This is a genomic window from Flavobacterium sp., from assembly GCF_047602195.1.
Lineage (GTDB): Bacteria > Bacteroidota > Bacteroidia > Flavobacteriales > Flavobacteriaceae > Flavobacterium.
Genome location: NZ_JASGHW010000004.1, coordinates 2,516,570 through 2,538,406 on the forward strand (window position 1 = coordinate 2,516,570; position 21,837 = coordinate 2,538,406).

General features: G+C 47.4%; 16 protein-coding genes and 1 pseudogene. 7 read left to right on the forward strand and 10 right to left on the reverse strand.

From position 1 onward, the window contains the following. Positions 1–119 precede the first annotated feature (119 nt). Positions 120–1,508 carry a hypothetical protein gene (locus QM717_RS17300; protein WP_415039385.1) on the forward strand — a complete coding sequence of 463 codons (1,389 nt, stop codon included), beginning with the start codon at positions 120–122 and terminating at the stop codon, positions 1,506–1,508. Between the two features lie 1,246 nt (positions 1,509–2,754). After that, positions 2,755–3,435, forward strand: coding sequence for a T9SS type B sorting domain-containing protein (locus tag QM717_RS17305; RefSeq protein WP_415040162.1), 681 nt, complete (start codon positions 2,755–2,757; stop codon positions 3,433–3,435). Between the two features lie 52 nt (positions 3,436–3,487). Here the strand turns inward: QM717_RS17305 and QM717_RS17310 are convergent, their stop codons facing one another. From QM717_RS17310 to QM717_RS17330, 5 genes and pseudogenes are all read right to left on the reverse strand, one after another. Then, positions 3,488–4,735 carry a nucleoside permease gene (locus tag QM717_RS17310; protein WP_415039387.1) on the reverse strand — a complete coding sequence of 416 codons (1,248 nt, stop codon included), beginning with the start codon at positions 4,733–4,735 and terminating at the stop codon, positions 3,488–3,490. A gap of 69 nt (positions 4,736–4,804) precedes the next feature. Next, a complete protein-coding gene (gene cmk / locus QM717_RS17315) occupies positions 4,805–5,497 on the reverse strand; it encodes a (d)CMP kinase (RefSeq protein ID WP_415039389.1) in 693 nt (230 codons plus the stop codon). Positions 5,498–5,507: 10 nt separating this feature from the next. Then, on the reverse strand, positions 5,508–6,536 hold the full coding sequence (gene porQ, locus QM717_RS17320; protein WP_415039391.1) for a type IX secretion system protein PorQ: 1,029 nt from the start codon (positions 6,534–6,536) through the stop codon (positions 5,508–5,510). A 109-nt stretch (positions 6,537–6,645) separates the two neighbouring features. After that, a pseudogene (lon, locus tag QM717_RS17325) lies at positions 6,646–9,097 on the reverse strand (endopeptidase La). Between the two features lie 223 nt (positions 9,098–9,320). Continuing rightward, on the reverse strand, positions 9,321–10,559 hold the full coding sequence (locus QM717_RS17330; RefSeq protein ID WP_415039392.1) for a hypothetical protein: 1,239 nt from the start codon (positions 10,557–10,559) through the stop codon (positions 9,321–9,323). 157 nt (positions 10,560–10,716) lie between these two features. Here QM717_RS17330 and QM717_RS17335 point away from each other — a divergent pair, with 157 nt between their 5' ends. Genes QM717_RS17335 through QM717_RS17350 form a run of 4 tightly spaced genes read left to right on the forward strand, consistent with a single transcriptional unit; the run spans position 10,717 to position 13,692 of the window. After that, complete coding sequence (locus QM717_RS17335; RefSeq protein ID WP_415039394.1) at positions 10,717–11,286, forward strand: RNA polymerase sigma factor; 570 nt, start codon at positions 10,717–10,719, stop codon at positions 11,284–11,286. Between the two features lie 21 nt (positions 11,287–11,307). After that, complete coding sequence (locus QM717_RS17340; RefSeq protein ID WP_415039396.1) at positions 11,308–11,850, forward strand: anti-sigma factor; 543 nt, start codon at positions 11,308–11,310, stop codon at positions 11,848–11,850. Continuing rightward, complete coding sequence (locus QM717_RS17345; RefSeq protein WP_415039398.1) at positions 11,834–12,898, forward strand: hypothetical protein; 1,065 nt, start codon at positions 11,834–11,836, stop codon at positions 12,896–12,898. Before QM717_RS17340 ends, QM717_RS17345 begins: the two co-directional genes overlap by 17 nt. 32 nt (positions 12,899–12,930) lie before the next feature. Then, positions 12,931–13,692, forward strand: a complete 762-nt coding sequence (locus QM717_RS17350; RefSeq protein WP_415039399.1) for a head GIN domain-containing protein — start codon at positions 12,931–12,933, stop codon at positions 13,690–13,692. A gap of 34 nt (positions 13,693–13,726) precedes the next feature. Here QM717_RS17350 and QM717_RS17355 read toward each other — a convergent pair whose 3' ends face one another. The 5 genes from QM717_RS17355 to QM717_RS17375 all read right to left on the reverse strand — a co-directional run bounded on the left by QM717_RS17355 (position 13,727) and on the right by QM717_RS17375 (position 21,371). Then, entirely contained in the window at positions 13,727–15,031 is a 1,305-nt protein-coding gene (locus QM717_RS17355) for an MFS transporter (protein WP_415039401.1), read from the reverse strand. A gap of 275 nt (positions 15,032–15,306) precedes the next feature. Beyond that, the gene (locus tag QM717_RS17360) at positions 15,307–16,128 is read right to left on the reverse strand and encodes a M48 family metallopeptidase (protein WP_415040164.1); all 822 of its coding nucleotides are present in this window, start codon (positions 16,126–16,128) and stop codon (positions 15,307–15,309) included. 85 nt (positions 16,129–16,213) lie between these two features. Next, positions 16,214–18,610: a glycoside hydrolase family 31 protein gene (locus tag QM717_RS17365; protein WP_415039403.1), complete on the reverse strand. Its 2,397-nt coding sequence runs from the start codon at positions 18,608–18,610 to the stop codon at positions 16,214–16,216. A gap of 116 nt (positions 18,611–18,726) precedes the next feature. Then, positions 18,727–18,921, reverse strand: a complete 195-nt coding sequence (locus QM717_RS17370; RefSeq protein WP_415039405.1) for a T9SS type A sorting domain-containing protein — start codon at positions 18,919–18,921, stop codon at positions 18,727–18,729. Next, a complete protein-coding gene (locus QM717_RS17375) occupies positions 18,918–21,371 on the reverse strand; it encodes a hypothetical protein (RefSeq protein WP_415039407.1) in 2,454 nt (817 codons plus the stop codon). The genes QM717_RS17370 and QM717_RS17375 overlap by 4 nt, the downstream gene beginning before the upstream one ends. A gap of 301 nt (positions 21,372–21,672) precedes the next feature. Between QM717_RS17375 and QM717_RS17380 the strand changes: the two genes are divergently transcribed. Beyond that, complete coding sequence (locus tag QM717_RS17380; protein WP_415039408.1) at positions 21,673–21,831, forward strand: hypothetical protein; 159 nt, start codon at positions 21,673–21,675, stop codon at positions 21,829–21,831. Positions 21,832–21,837: the final 6 nt, after the last annotated feature.

Below are 21,837 nucleotides of genomic sequence, written 5' to 3' on the forward strand. Positions count from 1 at the left end.
ATCTATTTGAATCTACCAAACATTCCACCACTGAACATTAGGGTTTTAGAATATTAACATGTTTTATCAGAAATTATTCTTAAATTAGAAACCAAAATTTCTGGAAAAAGAATCCATTGGTGAACACAACGCTACAAATAATTCATCCGAATATTCCTAAAAAAGCGAGCCATTCGTGGCTTTTCGCGTGTTTGGCATTCTTTTTCACCTCGATGATTTACGCCCAATTGCCGGCTTTTACCCTCGATGTCACCCCAACCGACGAATCCTGCCCCGGAAACGGCGCGCTGACTTTTTCCGTCACAGGAACCGATCCAGGCGCGACGGTCACCTATCGCGTTTATTATTTGCCCAACACCACCACGCCCATCGCCGTACTGACCACGAACCAACTCAACGGATTGACCGCGGGCAACTACCGCGTGATCGCCACCCAGGTTTTGGGCACCGATTCCAATACACAGACCGTCGATGTAACCATTGTCAATACAGTCACACCATCGTTGTATACTATTTCTGGAACGGCGGTCACTTGCGGCAACAACGGCACGATGACCGTCAATACTTTTCAAGGGACTGCGGTTTCCTATGAAATTATTTCGGGGCCAGTCATTGCGCCACTGCAGACTTCCAATGTATTTACCGGATTGAGCGTCGGCGTTTATCAGGTGCGTGTCTTTGACAGTTGCGGCCAAGGCTGGGTAGTGACCCATACGCTGTTTGCCTCGACCGGCACCAACTTGTCGTGGACCGAATCCGATCAGGCCGAAGTGGTCAACTGCAATGAAATCACGATCACCAACACCTTGTCGCCCGAACTCAATTCGGCCATCAGTTTCCCGATTACGATTACCTACACGATCCATCCACCCGGTGGCGGCCCCGATATTGTCACTACGACCACCATGGCCAGCGGGGACATCTCGGGTCAGGAATTTGTCACGGTGATTCCGTACTACAGCAATTTGGTCTATACTTATAATGTAACGGTCACAGATGCCTGCGGCAATGGTTTCTATTTCGACAACATCCTGATCAACAAACCGCTCCTGGCCGAATTCCGGGCGCCGCCAGCCGAATGTGGCGAATATTTCATCGCCTTGGCCGTCGATCATTTCATGCCGCCTTTGACCGTAGAATTTCTGCAATCGCCGCCAGGTTTCGACCCGGCTACCTACAACACCAGCCATCCGGGGCCTTTCAGCACCAGCCCAATCAATTATGGCGATTCCAACAACGGCGTGCCTTATGGCCATTATGAAGTCAAGATTACCGATGGCTGCGGACGTTCGAAAGATTGTGGATGCGACTTTAGAATATGTCGATCCCGAACTGGTCGTCGAGGTCACCCCGAACAGCGGCTGCGACTCGGACACGAGTACCGTGGTGGTGCGCGTGACCGGTTACGAATTGGATTATGTAGCCATTACCGCTGGGCCTGCTTCTTTTTCGACGTCATACCCTGTCGATTGGACCGCACAACTGGACCCCGATACCGGAACCATTGAAATGGAAGACATTCCCGCAGGAACTTACACCATCAACGCCACCGATACTTGCGGCAATGTGTACACCCAGGAATTCATCGTTCCCGGATTGACCACGCAACTGTCCTACATGATGTGGCCGGGTTGCGAGGAAGGCAAAGGGTCGCTGCGCATCCGCGGGGCCGACATCCAGTTGACCGCCGTTTCGATTACGGCCGCACCGAGCACGTTTGGGCAAACGCTTCCTTATGACGTTTCCTTCAACATCAGCCCCGATTTTCCCGACACCTTTTGCATGAATGGTTTCCCGCCGGGCGATTATACGTTTAAAGTATCGGACAGTTGCGGGCTGACCAACGAGGTCACCATCACCGTCGAAGGTTTTACCATCGATGAAAACGCCTATACGATCATCCCGCATTGCGGTTCTTTCGACATCGATTTTCATTTCAGGAGCAATACGACCTCGACGTTCTGGCTCCAGCGATTGGATCCGGTGACCGGCACCTGGGGGCATCCGCAGACCGGTGTTCCTTTCAATCCCGGCGATACGCCCGGACCGGCCAATTCGTATCAGTTGCTGTATGCCAATGGCACCAATTACAACATTTCCTATCTGGGCGATTTCAGGATCATCCACCGTTTCCAGAGTTTTGAGAACGGCAGCGTCGGATTGTTCAAGCTGTGTACCGACATCATACAGGAATTCACCTTTATCAATGGTTTGGCCATCGTCGACATCCAAAAAGCCACTTGTAATGGCGTCAATTCGGATGTTTCGGTTTCGGCCGTAGGCGTAGCCCCGTTGACCTACCAGATCACGAGCATGAACGGCCAGCCTTTTCTGGTCAACAACGGCACCAATCCTATTTTTGCCAATCTGCAACCCGCGGTCTATAACTTTCAGGTCAGGGACGATTGCGGCAACGTGACCAACACGCTCACCGATGTGGCCCTGCTTCCATCGCTGGTGCAGATCAACCAACCGGGTGACCTGGTCGAATGCGATGGCGACGACAACAATGCGATGGCCGAATTCAACCTTGGCGGACAAAACGCTGCGGTACTGGGCGGGGCAACCCCGGGCAATTTCACGATTACCTATCACCTTTCGGCGGCCGAGGCTACATCGGGCACGAATCCTTTGCCGGCACTTTACACGACAGGCTCCCGGGAAATATTCTGCCGCATGCAGTACAACAATGTAAGCACTTGTTTCGACATTACTTCTTTCCATGTCACCGTTAACGAATACCCAGAAGTCGACATGCAATTGTCGTATACGATTTGTGACGGACAGGAAGTCACCATCACCGCCGACCCTGGATTCGAATCCTATTTGTGGTCAACCGGTCAAACCACATCGTCCATCACGGTCGATCAACCCGGCATCTATACGCTTGAAGTGACGCAAACGACCAATGGGCTGACTTGTACGGCGACGTATTCGATTGAAGTTCTGCCTTCGCAACCGCCGTCGATCCACCATATCGAAACCACCGATTGGACCAATGACCAAAATACCATTTCGGTCATCCTGAACAACCCGGGAAGCGGCAGCTACAGCTATTCGCTTGACAACGAACATTTCCAACTGGGCCATACTTTTTATGGATTGGCGCCCGGACTGTATACCGTCTACATCAAGGACAACAATGGCTGCGACGGCATCCAGCAGCAGGTACACCTACTCTCCTATCCGAAATTCTTTACGCCCAATGCCGACGGTTACAATGATTTCTGGCAGGTCTATTACGCCAAGACCGAACCAAACCTCAAGGTGTATATTTTTGATCGCTACGGCAAATTGCTGACCGGATTTGGTTCGGAAAGCAAAGGCTGGGACGGCTATTACAACGGCAGGGAAATGCCTTCCACCGATTATTGGTTCCTCGTTATCCGACAAGACGGCGAGGAGCACCGCGGACATTTCGCGATGAAACGATAATTATTCAGCGAACACAGTAATAAAAAAGCCATCTATTTGATGGCTTTGTGTTTTAATGGGCAATATTTTCAACCGCTTTGGGGTCGTGTTTGTATTTAAAGACAAACGGAAATACAACGGCCAAGATCAAAGCATAGGCAGCGAAAATCGTCCAGACCGTCGACCAATCCGTTAGATTGTTTTCGGTATAACGCTGAACTACCCAGCCGCTTCCATAACTTCCGATCATCGCACCAACGCCATTGGTCAATAGCATGAATAATCCTTGCGCACTGGCACGAATGGATTCATCGGCTTCATTTTCGACAAACAAAGAACCTGAAATATTAAAGAAATCGAAGGCCATTCCATAAACAATCATCGACAAAATCAACAAATACAGCCCGCTTCCCGGATCGCCTATGGCAAACAAGCCAAAACGGATGATCCAGGCGACAATACTGATGATCATTACCTTTTTGATTCCGAAGCGTTTGAGGAAAAACGGAATGGTCAAAATAAATACGGTCTCGGAAATCTGTGAAATCGACACGAGAATATTGGGAAATTTAACCCCCAGCGTATCTTTAAATTCATCAATGTACTTGAAATGATCAATAAATGGAACGCCCCACTGGTTGGTAACCTGAAGCGCTGCCCCGAGCAACATCGCAAAAAGGAAAAAGATGACCATTTTTTTGCGTTTCAAAAGTACGAAAGCATCCAATCCCAAAGTAGAAATCAAACCTTTGCTATCGTTATGATACAGCGGCGGACACGGCGGCATCGTGAAGGCGTAAATCCCCAAGGCCAAAGCCGAAATACTGGCGACAACCAGTTGCGTGGCATCGATCGTCCAATGGTTCAAATCGACAAACCACATCGCGCAAATAAAACCGATGGTGCCCCAAACCCTGATATTCGGAAAATCTTTTTGGATATCCGATCCGTTCTTAACCAAAATATTATAGGAAACCGTGTTGTTCAAAGCAATGGTCGGCATGTAAAACATACTTACCAGAAGCATGACCCAAAAAAACGTATTCGGATCGGTGATCGTTGAAGCGGCATACAAAGAAATCGCGCCCAAAATGTGACAAGCACCCAAAACCCTTTCTGAATTGACCCACCTGTCAGCAATGATTCCTGTAAGTGTTGGCATAAACAGCGATGCGATTCCTAAAGTCGTATACACTAATCCGATCTGTTCGCCTTCAAAATGCAAATTGCTGTACAAATAGCCACCTAAAGAAGTCAAGTAGGAACCCCATATAAAAAACTGCAGGAAGTTCATCAGGGTGAGTCTGAATTTAATACTCATAAAAAGTTTGAATTGGTTTAAAAAATAATAGCCCGTAAATCTATTATTAAAAATGGAATAAACAAAAATTTACAACGTTTTCGAGCGCAGGTTCACCAGTTCGAGCACCTTGGCGAATTGCTGGTCGCGGTCGAGCTCCGAATTGTCGATCTCGAAGGCATCAGTTGCTTTGCGCAACGGGGAATCCTCACGGTGCGTATCGATATGGTCTCGCTCGACCACATTCTTGAGTACCGCTTCAAATGAAACGTCCTGCCCTTTCTCCTGTAGTTCGTCGAAACGGCGTTGCGCGCGCGTATGCGGGCTTGCGGTCATGAAAATCTTGAGCTCGGCATCGGGGAAAACCACCGTGCCGATGTCGCGCCCATCCATGACAATGCCTTTGCCCTTGCCCATCTGTTGTTGCTGTTCGACGAGTTTGGCGCGCACTTCGGAAACTTCCGCGATCTTGCTCACAAAACCAGAAACCTCGATTGTCCGGATTTCGCGTTCCACATTGGTTCCGTTAAGGTACATTTCGCCAAAACCCAATTCAGGATTGAAATGAAACTGTAGGTTGATGAACGGCAAACTGTTGACCAGACTTTCCTTATCGAAAAAATCCGCACCGATGTAACCGTTTTCCATCGCGAATAAAGTCACCGCACGGTACATCGCACCGGTATCGACATACACATAACCGAGGTGTTGGGCCAGTTGCTTGGCCAAAGTACTTTTGCCGGTCGATGAAAAACCGTCTATCGCAATGGTAATCTTTTTCAAAATGAAAGTTTTAATAGTCTTCGGCGAAATTGATGGTCAAGCCAAACAAACTCGTATTGGCCGCCAACGTATAGCGCGAATAGGAATAATCAAATTTGAGTCGGCCCACCTTGAGGCCAACGCCTACACAAAGTCCGGAGAAATGGCGTTGTTCGAGAATACGCAATTCTTCCGAACGCCTGAAATTGTAACCTAGGCGGAAATTGAATCCTTTCTTCGGGAAAATCTCGGCGCCCACGATCAAGTGACGCAGCGCATTGTTGAAAAAACCGACTTTCTCTGGGGTCGTTCCGCCATCGATGTTGTTTTCGGCACGCGCCGGATTCGAGAACGACACCTTCCATTGTTGCAAATTCTCGAGCGTGATGTGCCAACGGATCGGGACATTTTCCATTTCCTGCGAAATCCCGGCCATGATTTCAAACGGCAGTTTTTCGTTTTCGCTTTCGTATTTGGTGAACTGCATCCCGATGTTTCGGAGTACCAGCGCATAATTGATGTCGTTGTCCTCGTCCACATAAATACCACCCAGGTCGATCGCACCGCCAAACGAATGGTAACTTTCAAGCGTAGAGGAGATCAATTTCCCATTGGCCCCAAGGTGAAAATTCGTAAATGGGATGTTATAGGCATAACCGAATGAAAGTGCAATTTCGCTTCCGGTAAAACTAGACGTTTCAAAACCATCCTCGTCATAACCGTCGAAATTGCCATAGTTCACATAATTGACACCGACATGAAAAGTCTGTACATGACGGTCATAGGTATAGGCATAAGCAGCCGTACCATAAGTGACTTCACCGAAATAGCTGCCATAATTGAGCGACAAACGATTGTCCATTTCGGGATTGATCGAGGCCGGGTTGAAATGCGCCTGGTTGACGTCGTAATCGTAAATGGTCAGGACTTTCCCGCCCAGCGCCGCCTGTCGTGGTGAAGTGGTGAGATTCAAAAAGCGGTACACCGACTTTCCGCCAATCTGGCCGTATACAGCAGTTCCAATAAAAATAAAAAACAGATAAAGGAGTTTTCGAATCATGTTTACTTGCGGTTTGCTGTAAGGTATAACGCAATTGCGAAGATATTATTTTTAATAAAAAAACGGCTAATTATTTAGCCGTTTTTCAATTATAATCTGTTTGTGGTATTTATAACGTTTTTGCGTTCTTGACCTTTTCATTGGTCAGCGCATATTTGAGCACTTCGCTCATTTCCTTGACGTAATGAAAAGTCAATCCTTCGAGGTATTCGGCCTTGATTTCATCGACATCCTGCTTATTATCGGCACACATGATGATTTCCTTGATGTTGGCGCGTTTGGCCGCAAGAATCTTTTCTTTGATCCCGCCCACCGGCAATACTTTTCCGCGCAACGTAATTTCGCCTGTCATCGCCAAATGTTTCTTGACTTTCTTCTGCGTGAGCAACGAAACCAATGAAGTCAGCATCGCGATTCCGGCGCTTGGTCCGTCTTTTGGCGTTGCGCCTTCGGGAATGTGGATGTGGATGTTGTGCTTGTTGATGACCTCCGGATCGAGCCCGAGCCGTTCGGCGTTGGCCTTGATGTATTCGAGTGCAATTGTAGCGGATTCTTTCATCACCGTCCCTAAATTCCCGGTCATCGTCATCGCGCCTTTGCCTTTGGAAATCAGCGATTCGATAAATAAAATATCGCCGCCGACTGAGGTCCAGGCCAAACCTGTAACCACACCGGCCACATCATTGTTTTCCGATTTGTCGCGTTCCATTCTTGGTACGCCAAGGATTTTAACGATGTCCTCGTCGGTGATTTTCTTGTTGTAGTCTTCTTCCATCGCCACCGATTTGGCCGCGCTCCTGACTACTTGTGCAATCTTGGCTTCGAGTCCACGAACGCCAGATTCGCGCGTGTACCCTTCGACGATTTTCTCCAATTGCTTTTTACCAATCGTCAAATCTTTGGCCGTCAAGCCGTGTGCAGTCAATTGCTTCGGAAACAAATGCTGGCGCGCGATTTCTACTTTTTCCTCAATCGTATAACCTGACATTTTAATGACTTCCATCCGATCGCGCAAAGCCGGTTGAATCGCACCGAGGTTGTTCGAAGTGGCGATGAACATCACTTTCGACAAATCGTACCCCATTTCGAGGAAGTTGTCATAGAACGCGCTGTTCTGTTCCGGGTCGAGCACTTCGAGCAAAGCCGAAGACGGATCGCCCTGGTTGCTGTTCGACAATTTGTCGATTTCATCCAATACGAATACCGGATTCGAGGTTCCCGCTTTCTTGATGCTTTGGATGATGCGTCCCGGCATCGCACCAATATAGGTCTTGCGGTGTCCGCGGATTTCAGCCTCATCGCGCAAACCACCGAGAGAAATACGCACGTATTCGCGTCCCAAAGCTTCGGCTACCGATCTACCAATCGATGTTTTTCCGACGCCCGGAGGCCCGGTCAAACAAATAATGGGTGATTTCATATCGTTGCGCAATTTCAAAACCGCGAGGTGTTCAATCATTCTTTTCTTGACGTCCTCAAGTCCGAAATGGTCTTTGTCGAGGATTTTCTGCGCGCGTTTCAAATCGAAATTGTCTTTTCGAGAATTCATTCCAAGGCAATTCAAGGAACAATTCGAGGTAATTCCGTTGGATGCCAAAATCGGGCGCCTGTGGATTCATGCGTTGCATCTTGGACAATTCCTTGTCGAAATGTTTGGCTGTTTTTTCATCCCAATGCTTGGACTTGGCCTTGAGACGCATATCATCTATTTCCTGTTCGTGCGAAACACCGCCCAATTCTTCCTGGATGGTTTTCATTTGTTGGTGCAGGAAGTATTCGCGTTGCTGCTGGTCAAGATCGAAGCGCACTTTCGACTGGATGTCATTCTTGAGTTCGAGCTTCTGGAATTCAAGGTTCATGAATTTGAGCGTCTCGAGCGCGCGCTCCTTGAGTGCATTGATTGACAGCAAATCCTGTTTGTCTTTAACAGGCAAATTCATATTCGAGGAAACGAAATTGATCAGGAACGATTGGCTTTCGATGTTCTTGATCGCAAAAGTCGCCTCGGTTGGAATGTTCGGGCTTTCCTTGATGATCTGGATCGCGAGTTCCTTGATCGATTCGAGGATGGCGAGAAATTCCGTATCGTGTTTGCCGGGACGTTTTTCCTCTACTTCCTTGATGTTGGCCATCAGGTAAGGTCTTTCTGCCGTTACGGCATCGATGGCGAAACGTTTTTTTCCTTGCAGGATGACGGTGATGTTTCCGTCGGGCATTTTGAGCACACGAAGGATTCGGGCTACCGTACCAATATGATGGATATCGTTTTTCGTGGGATCCTCGTCTTCCTCATTCTTCTGTGCCACGACCCCGATGATTTTTCCGGCGGCATTGGCGTCGTTGATGAGTTTGATCGATTTGTCACGTCCGGCAGAAATCGGAATGACCACGCCAGGGAATAAAACGGTATTGCGTAAAGGTAATATGGGTAAGGATGCGGGTAACTCTTCGTTGAGCATTTCTTCTTCGTCCTCGGGCGTCAGTAGTGGTATTAAGTCGGCCTCTGAGTCGAATTCCTGTAGTGACAAATTGTCAAAACTAAAGATTTTTGATTGTGGCATAGCTTCAAATAAGGGGTCAAATTGACATGAAATTTGTAAATGATTAGACAAAGATAATCGAAGTGCGTAGGTTTGATGTTTAAAATCGACGTACTGCCAATTAATTCGTTGCAGAATAGAAAAGGTCAATTTCTGTGCCATACGTCGATGTTTCTGCGACCCGATTGCAATAAAAAAGCCTGCATTTGGTCGATGCAGGCTTGGTATTTTTGGTAAGATGTTCTTAGTTAATAATGTAGGATTCCAATTCCTGGACCGTTCCCGCATTGACCACTTTGATCGGGCCGATGTCTTTGGCAAACCAATACTCGCCATTGTACACATCGGTTCCGGCCGTGGTGACGCGTTTTACCTTGATGACATTGTTGTAAGTCGTTCCGTTGACGGTAGCCGATACATTCTTGGCTTCAATCGTAGAAACGATACTCATGTTCAGGCTGATGGGCGGAAAGCCGGTATAAGTGGTTGTTTGTACAAACGAATCGGTCCAGCTCGTTCCCACCGCTACATTGTCCTTTAACAGAATGACTTCGTTGCCCGTTGTCGTTCCAGGAAATGGCGTGACATGGGTAATCTGTTCGGTACGGATGTAATAATTGCCGGCGGCTTTGCGAATCCTTGTCGTAGCCGTATTGGGTTGGGTTGGCGTCGTGAACGTAAAATACGTAAATCCGTTGATGACATTCGTAGACACAATCGCAAACGGATCCTGGTCGACACCGCCGACACTCCAAACCCATTGGTTGCCGATGGTCGTTGGCCAATAATCGCTAATGATCGTACCCACCGCATCTACACGTACCGGGCCGACCCAACTGCTGTTATCGGTACCCGAACAATTCGCACGTACATAAAAGTCGTAAGCCGTATTGGCCAGGACGCCTGTAATGGTTTTGGTTGGCGAGGTGGTTGCGGTGATGGTTCCGGTTCCCAATGCAAATCCGGCATTGCCGTATTGTACCTGCCAGGAAACAGCACTTCCGCCCGAAGTCCAGGAAACCGTGATTTCGGTATTGGCGGCAGAACGTACTGCGGTTGGTGAAACGGGTGACGGACAACTTCCGATGCTTTCGCCTACGCTGATTGGGCCTACCCAACTGCTAAAGGATTGCGCACCGCAAACGGTCCTGATGTAAAATTCATAATTGTTGGTCGATACCAAACCGCTTACGGTTACTTCGGTATCGGTCGCTGTAATTTGTGTTCCAGAACCTACTGCAAAACCTTGCAATCCGTATTGGATTTGCCAAGCCGATGTACCCGGAGCGGCCACCCAACTCAGGTTGACGTTTGATCCGCCTACAAAATCGCTGGCCTCAAAAGAGACTGGACCAGAGCATGCGGTGGACGGTGGATTAAGCAGCGGAAGCAAAGCGGGATCTATCGGTTCATCGTCACACGATGTGAAAGACAAGCCGATAAAAATCAATGAAATCGCTAGAAAGAACTTGGATTTAATCATTGTGTTGTGGTGTTATCGATTTGGAAATTTTTAGTAAAACGTCCCAAATATAATTAATTCATCAATTGCTTCGTAAAAAAAAAATTACATTATTTTTATCAAAAGTGTAACATCGTCAGAAATGCACTGTCTATCGTTTTAAATCATCATCATCTGTTTGAGTTTAGCTAAACAAAATATCGAGGAATTAATTTCGCTCTGCAGGCAAAAAGATCAAAAAGCGCAGTTTGAGGTGTACAATCGCTATTGCAAGGCGATGTACAATGTGGCTTTTCGGATCGTAAAAGACGCCCATTATGCAGAAGATGTGATGCAGGAAGGTTTCCTCAAAGCCTTCACCAAAATCGATGATTACCGCCAGGAAGTGGCCTTTGGCGCCTGGCTCAAACGGATCATCATCAATTACAGCATTGATTTTTGCAAAAAGACCAATGCATTCAAGGCAGATGATTTTGAAAAGGTGATGTACAAAGTGGAAGACGGTTCTGCTGCAGAAGAACCAGAAACCGATTTCACCAACCTCAAGGCAGCCCAGGTCCTGCAGGCCATCGACAGCCTCAAGGACAGTTACCGAATGATCCTGACCTTGTTCTTCATCGAAGGCTACGATCAGGAAGAAATCACCGAAATCCTCAACATCAGCTACGCCAATTGCCGCACGACCATCAGCAGGGCCAAGGAAAGTTTGAGACAAAAATTACAAGAAAATACGCTACAGTTGAACTGAGCCAACTATAAAAAAGGAAAAATGGACATGAAAAATGACAAATTGGATGACTTATTTGAAAACCTGCAAGGGCAATGGGATATTCACGAGCCGGACGAAAACCATTACGACCGGTTTCTCGAAAAACAATCGCGCCGAAGAAAAGGGAAAAACTATTGGTATTCGTTATCGATAGCGGCCTCCATCCTATTGCTGGTCGGGTTCTTTACCTTCTTCAACGGAAATGCCAACAAGGCCCCGCAGCGGACAGACCTGCAATTTGCCTCGAAACAAACCCGCGAAACCGATTCGATCTTTACGGCGATGATCCGTTTCGAGCTCGAAAAGGTCAAACAAAAAAAGTCACCGATCAACGAGAAAATCGTTTCCGATGCTTTGATCCAAATGGAAGCACTCGACAAGGATTACGAAAAAATCAAACAGGAACTGATTAGAAATGGCGAAAGCAAACAAATTATCCATGCGATGATCCAGAACCTCAAAACCAGGATTGCATTCCTCGAGGATGTTTTGGAACACATCGAAAACACTGAAAAATTAAGTACCCATGAAAACACTATTTAATACGATATTGATTCTTTTCCTTTCGCCGATTGTATGGGCCAATGGAATCGAATTTCAGCGACACGTTAAACAGAAATCCGTCAAGAAAGCGTACATCGTGAATTCTGACGCGGGCATCGACATCAACAACTCCTACGGCAATGTCTATGTAACGACTTGGGCCGAAGACAAAATCGAACTCGACATCCTGATCAAGGTCAGCAGCGACAACGAAGATTGGGCGACCAAGAAACTCAACGACATCGACATCGACATCGAGGCGCTCAAAAGCCTGGTGACCGCCAAAACCGTTTTCTCGAACGGCGCCGGAAACACCAATACCAAAAACAGCAGCATCGAGGTCAACTACACGATCAAGATTCCCAAAAACGGCAGCGTCAAGATTTACAACAAATACGGCGACATCATTACCACCGATTTGTTCTCCACGGTCGATGTCAAATGCAAATACGGCAAGATCACGCTCGGAAAACTGAGCGGCAACGACAACAAGCTCGACATCGAATACTGCAGCAAATCTTCGGTGGATTATGTCAAGGCGGCGACGATTTCTGCCGATTATTCGGGGCTTACGATGAACGATTTTGGCAATGTGACGCTCAAGGCCGATTATACCGACATCCATTTCAAGGAAGGCAACAACCTCAAATTCGATTGCAATTACGGCAAACTCGTTTCGGGCAAACTCAACAACCTCGAAGGCAGCGGCGATTACCTGACGATCAACATCAACGAGATTTCGAACAACCTCAAGGTCAATACCAAATACAGCAAATTGACGGTCGATACGGTCAATTCGAGTGCGGGCAATATTTCGGTGGTTTCGGGTTACACGACCGTAGGCATCGGTTACAGCCCGGCCTATGCGTTCGATTTCGACATCAAGCTCAAGTACGCCAACCTCAAATACCCGAACGACCTCGAAGTAAGCTCGAAACAGGAAACCAATTTCACCAAATCCTACGAAGGCTACAACAAGAAAACCGGTGTCAATAAAGTCACGATCGTTTCCGATTACGGGAATGTAAACCTCAATAAAAAACTCTAATCAGCTTTCAATCATCCAAAAAATCAATTATCATGAAATCGAAGATTCACGAACTCCAAAAAAACAATTTTAAAATTGTGAGTAAAACCACTTTTTTAATCGGACTGTTTGCTTTTGCAACGGTCGCCTGCGCACAGAACAAAATCAAGGGCAATGGCAATGTGACCACCAAAACGGTAACCACTTCGGCTTACGACAAAGTCAGCGTAGCCGGTTTCTATGACGTCAACCTCGTCTCAGGAAAAGAAGGCAGCATCACCGTAGAAGGCGAATCGAACTTGATCGACCACATCACGATCGCCGTAGAAGGCGGCACACTCAAAATCGCCACCGAAAAAGGCAAAAGCCTCAGCACCAGCCACGGCAAAAGCATTATCGTTACTGTGCCTTTCGAAAGCCTCGAAGGGGTGAGCCTCGCGGGTTCGGGCGACGTAAGGACCAAAAGCCCAATCAAGGCAACCCATTTCCAGACCACACTGACCGGCTCGGGCGACATCAACCTCGATGTGGATGCCAAAAGTATCGAGGCCAATGTAACGGGTTCGGGCGATATGGTGCTCAAAGGTTCAGCCGATACCTTCAACTGCGAGCTGACCGGTTCGGGCGACCTTACCGCTTATGACCTCAAGAGCGGAAGTGTCAAAACTTCGGTGACCGGATCGGGCGACTGCAAAGTATTTTGCAGCAATGCGCTTGAAGCAAGGGTCAGCGGATCGGGCGATATCCAATACAAAGGCGATCCCAAAACCAAAGACACCAAGGTTTCCGGTTCGGGAAGCATTTCAAAAGCTTAGAAATACATTTTGCTTAAGTTAGGTAAAAGGCGCTTTACTTCGGTAAGGCGTCTTTTTTATTGACCCGGAGCAGCAGCAATACCCCGATGAGGAAAAACAACGCGAGGAATACAATCGCAAATCTCGGGCTTCCCGTGATCTGATCGATGATGCCATACACGCACATCCCGATGACAATCCCGATTTTTTCGGCGACATCGTAGAAACTGAAGAACGAGGCCGTGTCATCGGTTTCGGGCAGGAATTTCGAATAAGTCGAACGCGACAACGCCTGTACGCCACCCATCACGAGTCCGCACCAAGAAGCCATTACGTAAAAGTGAATCGGCTGTGTGATGAAATACGCGCAGATGCAAAACAAAATCCATGAAATATTGATCACAATCAAAACCGGAATGTTCCCGAATTTAGCCGATGCCCTTGACGTCAGCACCGCACCCAAAACCGCTACCAATTGAATCAACAAAATACAAACGATCAATCCTTTTTGGCTTTCTTCCTTGCTCGCCCACTCGATTTCGCCTTCGCCAAAATAAGTAGCCACGAGCATCACGGTCTGCACCGCCATACTGTAGACAAAAAAGCCTGATAAATATCGTTTCAAACGCAGGTTTTCCGATAACAATCCCCAGACTTTGCGCAATTCACGGAAACCGTTGAACAACACTTCCTTGGTGACTTTCTCGGCATTCTGGTTGCCTTTCGGCAGGTAATAATAGGTGTATTGGCTGAACACGATCCACCACACGCCCACCATGATAAATGAATAGCGCATGGCCATGACCGCATCGGCACCCGTTTCAGCACCCATAATCATGACAAGGTTGATGATCAATAAAATCACGCTGCCCACATAACCCAACGAATAACCGCGCGCACTGATTTTGTCCTGTTGTTCGGGAAAAGCAATATCGGGCAAATACGAATTGTAAAACACCAGACTGCCCCAAAACCCAATCAATCCAAGGAAATAAAACAGCAATCCCGGGTAAATATTTTCAATATTGAACCAATACAACCCGATACACGAAAACGCGCCGAGGTAACAAAAGAACCGCATGAAATTCTTCTTATTGCCCACGTAATCGGCAATACCGGAAAGGAAAGGCGAAATAAACGCCACCACTAAAAAAGCCGCCGCCGTCACAAAAGTGATCAGCGCCGTATCTTTGATTTCAGTCCCAAAAACAGGCAAATACGTCACATCCTGCGAAAATTGTGCTTTATAGAAAATCGGGAAAACCGCCGATGAAATCGTGAGCGGATAAACCGAATTCGCCCAATCGTAAAACGCCCAGGCGTTGAGTAGTTTCTTGCTTCCTTTTTCGAGAGGTACCATAGCTGTGTTTTGAGGTCACTAATTTATTTATTTTTTGCTTGGAAACGCATGTTTGAATGTTATTAAATAATCCTAATAAAAAAAGCCATTCCGTAAAGAATGACTTTGATCTTTATTTTTTGGGCGTTGCCTTTCACACCAGCCTGCGCACCTGCTGGCTCCTCGCTAAAACAGTCCTCCGGGCTGTTTCTTAACGCTCGGCCCTGGCCGGGCTTTCCGCGGTGCATGGCACCTTGCTGCAATCCCTAACGCGAACCCTCGAACGTCCGAAATTTTTATTTAAAAACGACACCAAATTTCTTCGCCTCAGCCTTCGCCTGCGGAATCAAACTCTTGATGTTCGCAATACGCGTCGCATCCGACGGGTGTGTGCTGAGCATTTCCGGTGGTGCCTGCCCGCCCGATTTGGACGACATCCTTTCCCAGAACAAAACCGCCTGGTCCGGATTGTAACCGGCAATCGCCATCAAGGTCAAACCGATCATATCGGCTTCGCTTTCGTGGCTTCGGCTAAACGGCAACATCACACCTACATTCGAACCGATACCGTAATATTGCTGCCACATTTGTTGCTTCTCTGCACTTTGTCCACCGGTCGCCACGGCTACTCCCACTGCGCCCAAAGCCTGCAATTGCGAGGCGCTCATACGCTGTGCGCCATGGTTGGCCAAGGCGTGTGAAACCTCGTGTCCCATTACCGTTGCCAATCCGGCGTCGTCCTTGGTGATCGGAAGGATTCCGGTATAGACCACAATTTTTCCGCCCGGCATACACCAAGCGTTGACGGCCTTGTCGTCGACCAATTTGTATTCCCATTGGTAGCCGTTCAGGTAACCCGCCTGTCCGTTGGCAGCGAGCCACTTTTCGGCTGCGGCCTTGATTTTCATGCCGACATTGGAAACACGATTTGCATCGGGCGTGCCGGTGATGACTTTGTTCTCTTTCAAGAATTGGTCGTACTGTTGGAAAGCCGACGGAAACAGTTGGTCGTTGGATACAAAATTCAACGTGCTTTTTCCGGTAAACGGGTTGGTAGAACAAGCAAAGGCCAAACCTACCAAAGCAATTCCTGACAATAAAATACGTTTTTTACTCATGCGCAAATATTTGTTTTCTTGGTATTCGTGAATCTGCGATTTCATTCGTTTCGATTTTAACATATTGGGCAAAATTACAATTAAATTATTCTGCCGTGATATGTAATTCGGTAAAATCTTTATCGATTATCAATGTTTTGCCGTCGAAAGCGACCGATTCGAACTCAGCGCGCTCATTGTCAATGTAAATGCGTTTGACCTTGAACGGCAACGCAAGCAGGTTGACCTTGTATTTGGCATACGGAACGGTATATTTTCCTTCCTTGAATTGCTGGATTACCAGATTGTTCTCGCTTCCCTTGAGTCGGAACGTCGACAAACTGTAACGGCCTTTGTTGTAATCGTAACCATCCTGTGCATCTTCGTACAGCATCGAGGTTTCCTTGCCCTGTTTGAAATAGACATCGAGCGTGATCTCGTCGAATTCGAGTTCGCCCACATATTGTTGTACGGGATATTTCGGAATGATTGCGCCTTCTTTGATGAATATCGGGATCTGGTCGTAATCGGTGCTGACCCACAGTTCCTTGCGCCCTGAAATCACATCGCCCGTCCAGTAGTTGTACCAATTGCCTGTCGGCAGATACATCCTTCTGCCCTGCGCATTCGGTTCGAGGATCGGGCACACCAAAATCTGGTTGCCGAAAATAAACTCATCGGTGCGGTAATGCGTCTGCGGATCTTCCTGGTCGAAATACACGAGCGGCTTGAGCATCGGCACGCCATCGGTGACGTATTCCCAGAACATCGTGTACAGGTACGGCAACAATTGGTAGCGCAGTTCTACAAATTTTCGGGTGATGTCGATCACGTCCACATCAAAAGACCAAGGTTCCTGGTCGCCGTGGTCGCCCGAGGAATGTGTCCTGCAGAACGGGTGGAATACACCAAGCTGGATCCAGCGCGCATACAGTTCACCCGAAGGCTGCTCGGCAAAACCGCCGATATCCGAACCGGTAAAACCCATGCCCGAAATCGACATGCGCTGCATCTGGATGTTGGCAATCCACAAATGTTCCCATGACGCGACGTTGTCGCCCGTCCAGGAAGACGTATATCGCTGTGCGCCGGAATAAGCCGAACGCGTGATGATAAACGGTCGTTTCGGATACGAAAACTGTTTAACGCCTTCATAGGTGGCGCGCGCCATTTGCGTGCCGTAAATATTGTGCGCTTTTCGGTGCGAACATGGGTTTCCATCGTAGTCGTGGCGCACATCCATCGGGAAGGTTTTACCCGGGACTTCCATCACGGCGGGTTCGTTCATGTCATTCCATACACCCTTGACGCCAATATCTGAAATGAGTTCCTTGAACAATCCGGCCCACCATTCGCGTACGGCGGGATTGGTATAATCGGGGAAATTGCATTCGCCGGGCCAGACTTTACCTTTCATGTACGGGCCATCGGCGCGTTTGCAGAAATAATCTTTTTCGAGTGCTTGTTGGTAGACCCAGTAATCTTTATCGATTTTGATTCCGGGATCGATGATGACCACGGTCTTGAATCCGTCCTCGGACAATTCGGCGACCATTTTCTTGGGATCGGGAAAATAATCCTTGTTCCAGGTAAAGCATCGGAAACCGTCCATATAATCGATGTCGAGGTAAATCGCATCGCATGGAATCCTAAGTTCCCGGAACTTACCCGTGATTTCCTTGACTTTTGCTTCAGGATAATAACTCCATTTGCATTGGTGATAGCCCAATGCCCACAACGGCGGCATTTCGGGTTTACCGGTTAAATGCGTGTAAGTCGTTACCACGTCGGCCATTTGCGGGCCGTAGATGAAGTAATAGTTCATTTCGCCACCCTCGGCCCAGAAACTCGTGACGCTTCTCCTTTCGTGGCAGAAATCAAAAAAAGTACGGAAGGTGTTGTCGAAGAAAATCCCATACGCCTCCTTATGGTGCAAACCGATGTAGAACGGAACGACTTTGTACAACGGTTCCTGGTCTTTGTGGAATGCATATTGGTCGGTGGCCCAATTCTCGAGCCGTTTGCCCTTGAGGTTCAGGTGCGACGCCTTGTCGCCGAGACCGTAATAACTTTCGCCATCGCGTGCGGCCTTGCTCATCTTGACGATATTGCCCCCAAATTGGTAGCTTTCCTCCCAATGGAACCCTTTTTCATCTTCTAAAATGACCTGGCCATTCAAATCGGTGATGACAATTTGCATATTGGCTTTGCCTACCTTACAAATTACTTTGCTCGTGGTAATGGTGTAAAAACTTTTGTCTTCATCTACTTCGAGCACATTGTAACCGTGTGATTGTGATTTGTCGATTGCATATGAAAAATCCTTGCTGAAATAGCCTTTGGTCGTGTATCGAAACCGGATGAGGCTATCGCGCAGTACGGTCAATTTAAGGATGACATTATTGTCAGTCTGGAAATAAACGGAGTCGCCGTCTTTGTTGAAAGTGATTATTTTGGAAGGGAAAAGATCGCCTTTGTATTCGAGTTCGGTGTTTGTAATCATAGTATTTGTGTGTAATGGAACTTACTTTCCGACGATTTCAAACATACAAAATTCGACCGTCACCCGAAACGAAATTGGTGGTTTTTCACGAAAACGATATCGTTAACAATGCTGCTTTATCTTTTGATCATACGCACAACTCGTGTCTGATTCCCTTGCTTGACAATAACATTATAGATTCCCGCAGGATAGTCTGCTCCAATCCTCATTTGATCCAATGCTGTCAATTCGACCGTAGCCGTCGTCATTTTCCTGCCGAACATATCATAGACCGACCATTCCAATTCCGCTTCACCGGGATCGTCAATCACGATCTGAAATCCATCCGTGAATGGATTGGGAAAAACACTAACCTTAAATTCAGGAATAATTTCTTGGCTGGTGTTTTTTTGTTGAACCCTTGCCGTTCCACCTGGTGACGTAACCGCACAACTGTCCCCAAAGGCGACCAATTTCCGGTGGTGAGCACCGCAACGCGAACACGATACAATGAACCTGCAGAGAATGCAGAAGCCGGAAGCGAATTGAAAATAAACCAGTTGTGGTTCGTATCGATTGTAGCCGAAACATTGTCGGAATCACGGGTGATCTGGAAACGATATTGCGTAGCGCCCGGCACACTTGTAGCTGCCACCGGAGTTGTTCCCAAAGAAACCGATGCGCCACAATTTATCAGAGAAGGCACAGTGGGAGACGATACCTCGCAAGGCGAACCGAAACCACCATAAGTACCGGTAGTCTTCACGGCAACCTCAATCCGGTAAGTCGTTCCATAGTTGTAACGGGCAAGCATTGGGAAGCTGAACCAATTCTGTGTGCGGTCGATTTGTTGTACAGCCAATGGCGAAAGCGGATCGGTCAGGTTGGTGATCCGAAAACGATATCCCGTTACGCCGGCGATGCTTGTGGTCGCAATAAGCGTGTTGATTTTTGTCAAGGTAATGCCGCACTGTGACGGCGCTATGCTTGCTGCTCCGCCTTCTTCCAAAATTGCGGGTGTAGACACCAAACAAGGTGCGCCCCAAGCGGTTTGCCAAACCCCGGCCCTTTGCAATTGGATTTCGACGGTATAAGTAGTTGCGTACTCATAGGAGGGAAATTGTGGAATCGTAAAATGCGGAACTGTTTTTTCAATGACCTGCACCTGTGAACCGTTGGTCAATCGAATCCGGTAGCCCGTAATTGGATGGCCTCCTATGGTTTGAATACCAATCAGCGAGCCAATTGAAGCCAGTGTTGCACCGCAGGAACCTGGCAATAAAGTGGTTACTACCGGCGGATCGGGCAAGTCGATATTTAGGTTGAAAGCTGCGATACAGTTGGGCGCCGGAAGATTGTCCACGACCAGATAATAAGTCACCCCGCTGGCCAGCATCGGTAAAAGTGTTCTTGTATTTCCTGTGGCCTCCTGGACAAACCCAACCACCATACTGCCTGCCGTAAACGGACAACCTTGGTACAGCACCATTCCAGTATTGGTATTGGTATTCGTAGTGGAATGCAATGTAATTTTATGCACGCCGTTTACAGTTGGCGTAAATATATAGGTTTTGTCTTCACCTGCATAATAGGCCGGATTCCCTCCAACTGCCTGCACGACTTGGGCTGTGACGGCGTTTTCTGATCCGCAGGTGGTTTGTTCGGCGGCGATGTAAGGTAGGCTTGGGATGATAACTGAGCCATTGTCGGAACCGCTGGGGCAAACGGGCACATTTCGATATCCGGGTCCATTATTGTTACTATAGCCTGAGAGGTTGACTGTACAATCTTGGCGGACCGCCAAACCATATAGCACACCTGGAACCAATCCCGTAATAATTTGTGGAGATGGTCCTGGCGGCAGAATATTGCCACAAGTACCTGGCCAAGCGCCTGTCCCAGCGGAGCAAGGTATTTCACCCCATTCAACAATGGAATTTCCAGCCCTAATCCAACTCACTCTTGCAGTAGTAGCGGTAAGACGTTCTATAATTGGCCTTGGTGTCATGCAACGGGTCGTTTCGGTTGGCGTAAATATAAATTCGCAATTGGGATAACTGGCTGAATTTAATCCACTATTGGTATCATTTGCCGTTCCCGGTACGGAATTAAACCATGACAATCCACCTGACCCAACAGCTTTAAGATTTTTTACATGTAATGGAAATGAATTATTGGGGCCTCTGAGTCCCACTTCGGTGGAATACCCGCCGGGCGATCCCCAGACTCTCGTTTTATAGTGCAGGCGTATTTTTCCATCAATTGCCAAACGAATTTGCATACTCATCTCATAATAGGAAGATGGAATTCCCGAATTATACGGTTGGAAATTTTTCCATTGAATGACAAATTCAGCAAGGCCGTCCCTGTTGCTCATCCCATAACTAATTTGTCCGAAATGCCCTCCGATATTGTACAAGCCATTGGCATGCATCCCCATTACTGAAATGGCTCCGATAAAACTTTCGTTGCTGCTCAACGGAAAAAACGTTGTAGACGAAGGAGCCGAACCGAAGGTGATGAAGCCATTCGAACTCACATACAGTCCGGTATACCCCGAAATTCCATCGTAAATAAACGGAAACGGTAGGGTTCCGTCTGGAAGATGAAAAACCTGGTTGTCAATCGACCCGCTACCGTTATTCGTGGCAGTGGCCAATATTGTTTCGTTGACCAGCGGTTCGTAGGTGGCTTGCGTAGCGGAAAAGGAATAGCTTCCCACTTGCGCCTTAGCATGCAAAACGGCAAAGGCGATGATGCACAAAGTGTAGATCTTTTTCATATCGTCTGGAATTTTATGTGAATGCCGAAATGTGGAAAGTAAAAAAGACTGTTCGCAACACAACAGCTTTACAAGATAGTGAATAACCGTAATTTATTTGCTAACACTTTAAATATTAACATCATATAGTCAAATAAGATGAAAATATACATTCACGCTCCAAAACTTAATTTTGCAAATAGATGGTGTTTAAACACAGAATCAGTCGTTTCAACCGAAATTTTGGTTTTGTATCGACTTAATAAGGTACGGAATGCCAGACTTGATAACTTTAGCAAACCCAATCTAAAAACATAAAGCCATGGAAACCAACAACACAGCAAAAGGATTTTGGATGATGATCGAAGAACCGATTGAAGAAACCCTTGAAACACAATCGACGCAGGAAAACAATTTTCCAAACACTGATACAGAAACATTTAAAGACTCCTACGATTTTTATCCCGATTCCGGATTTTAATCGATT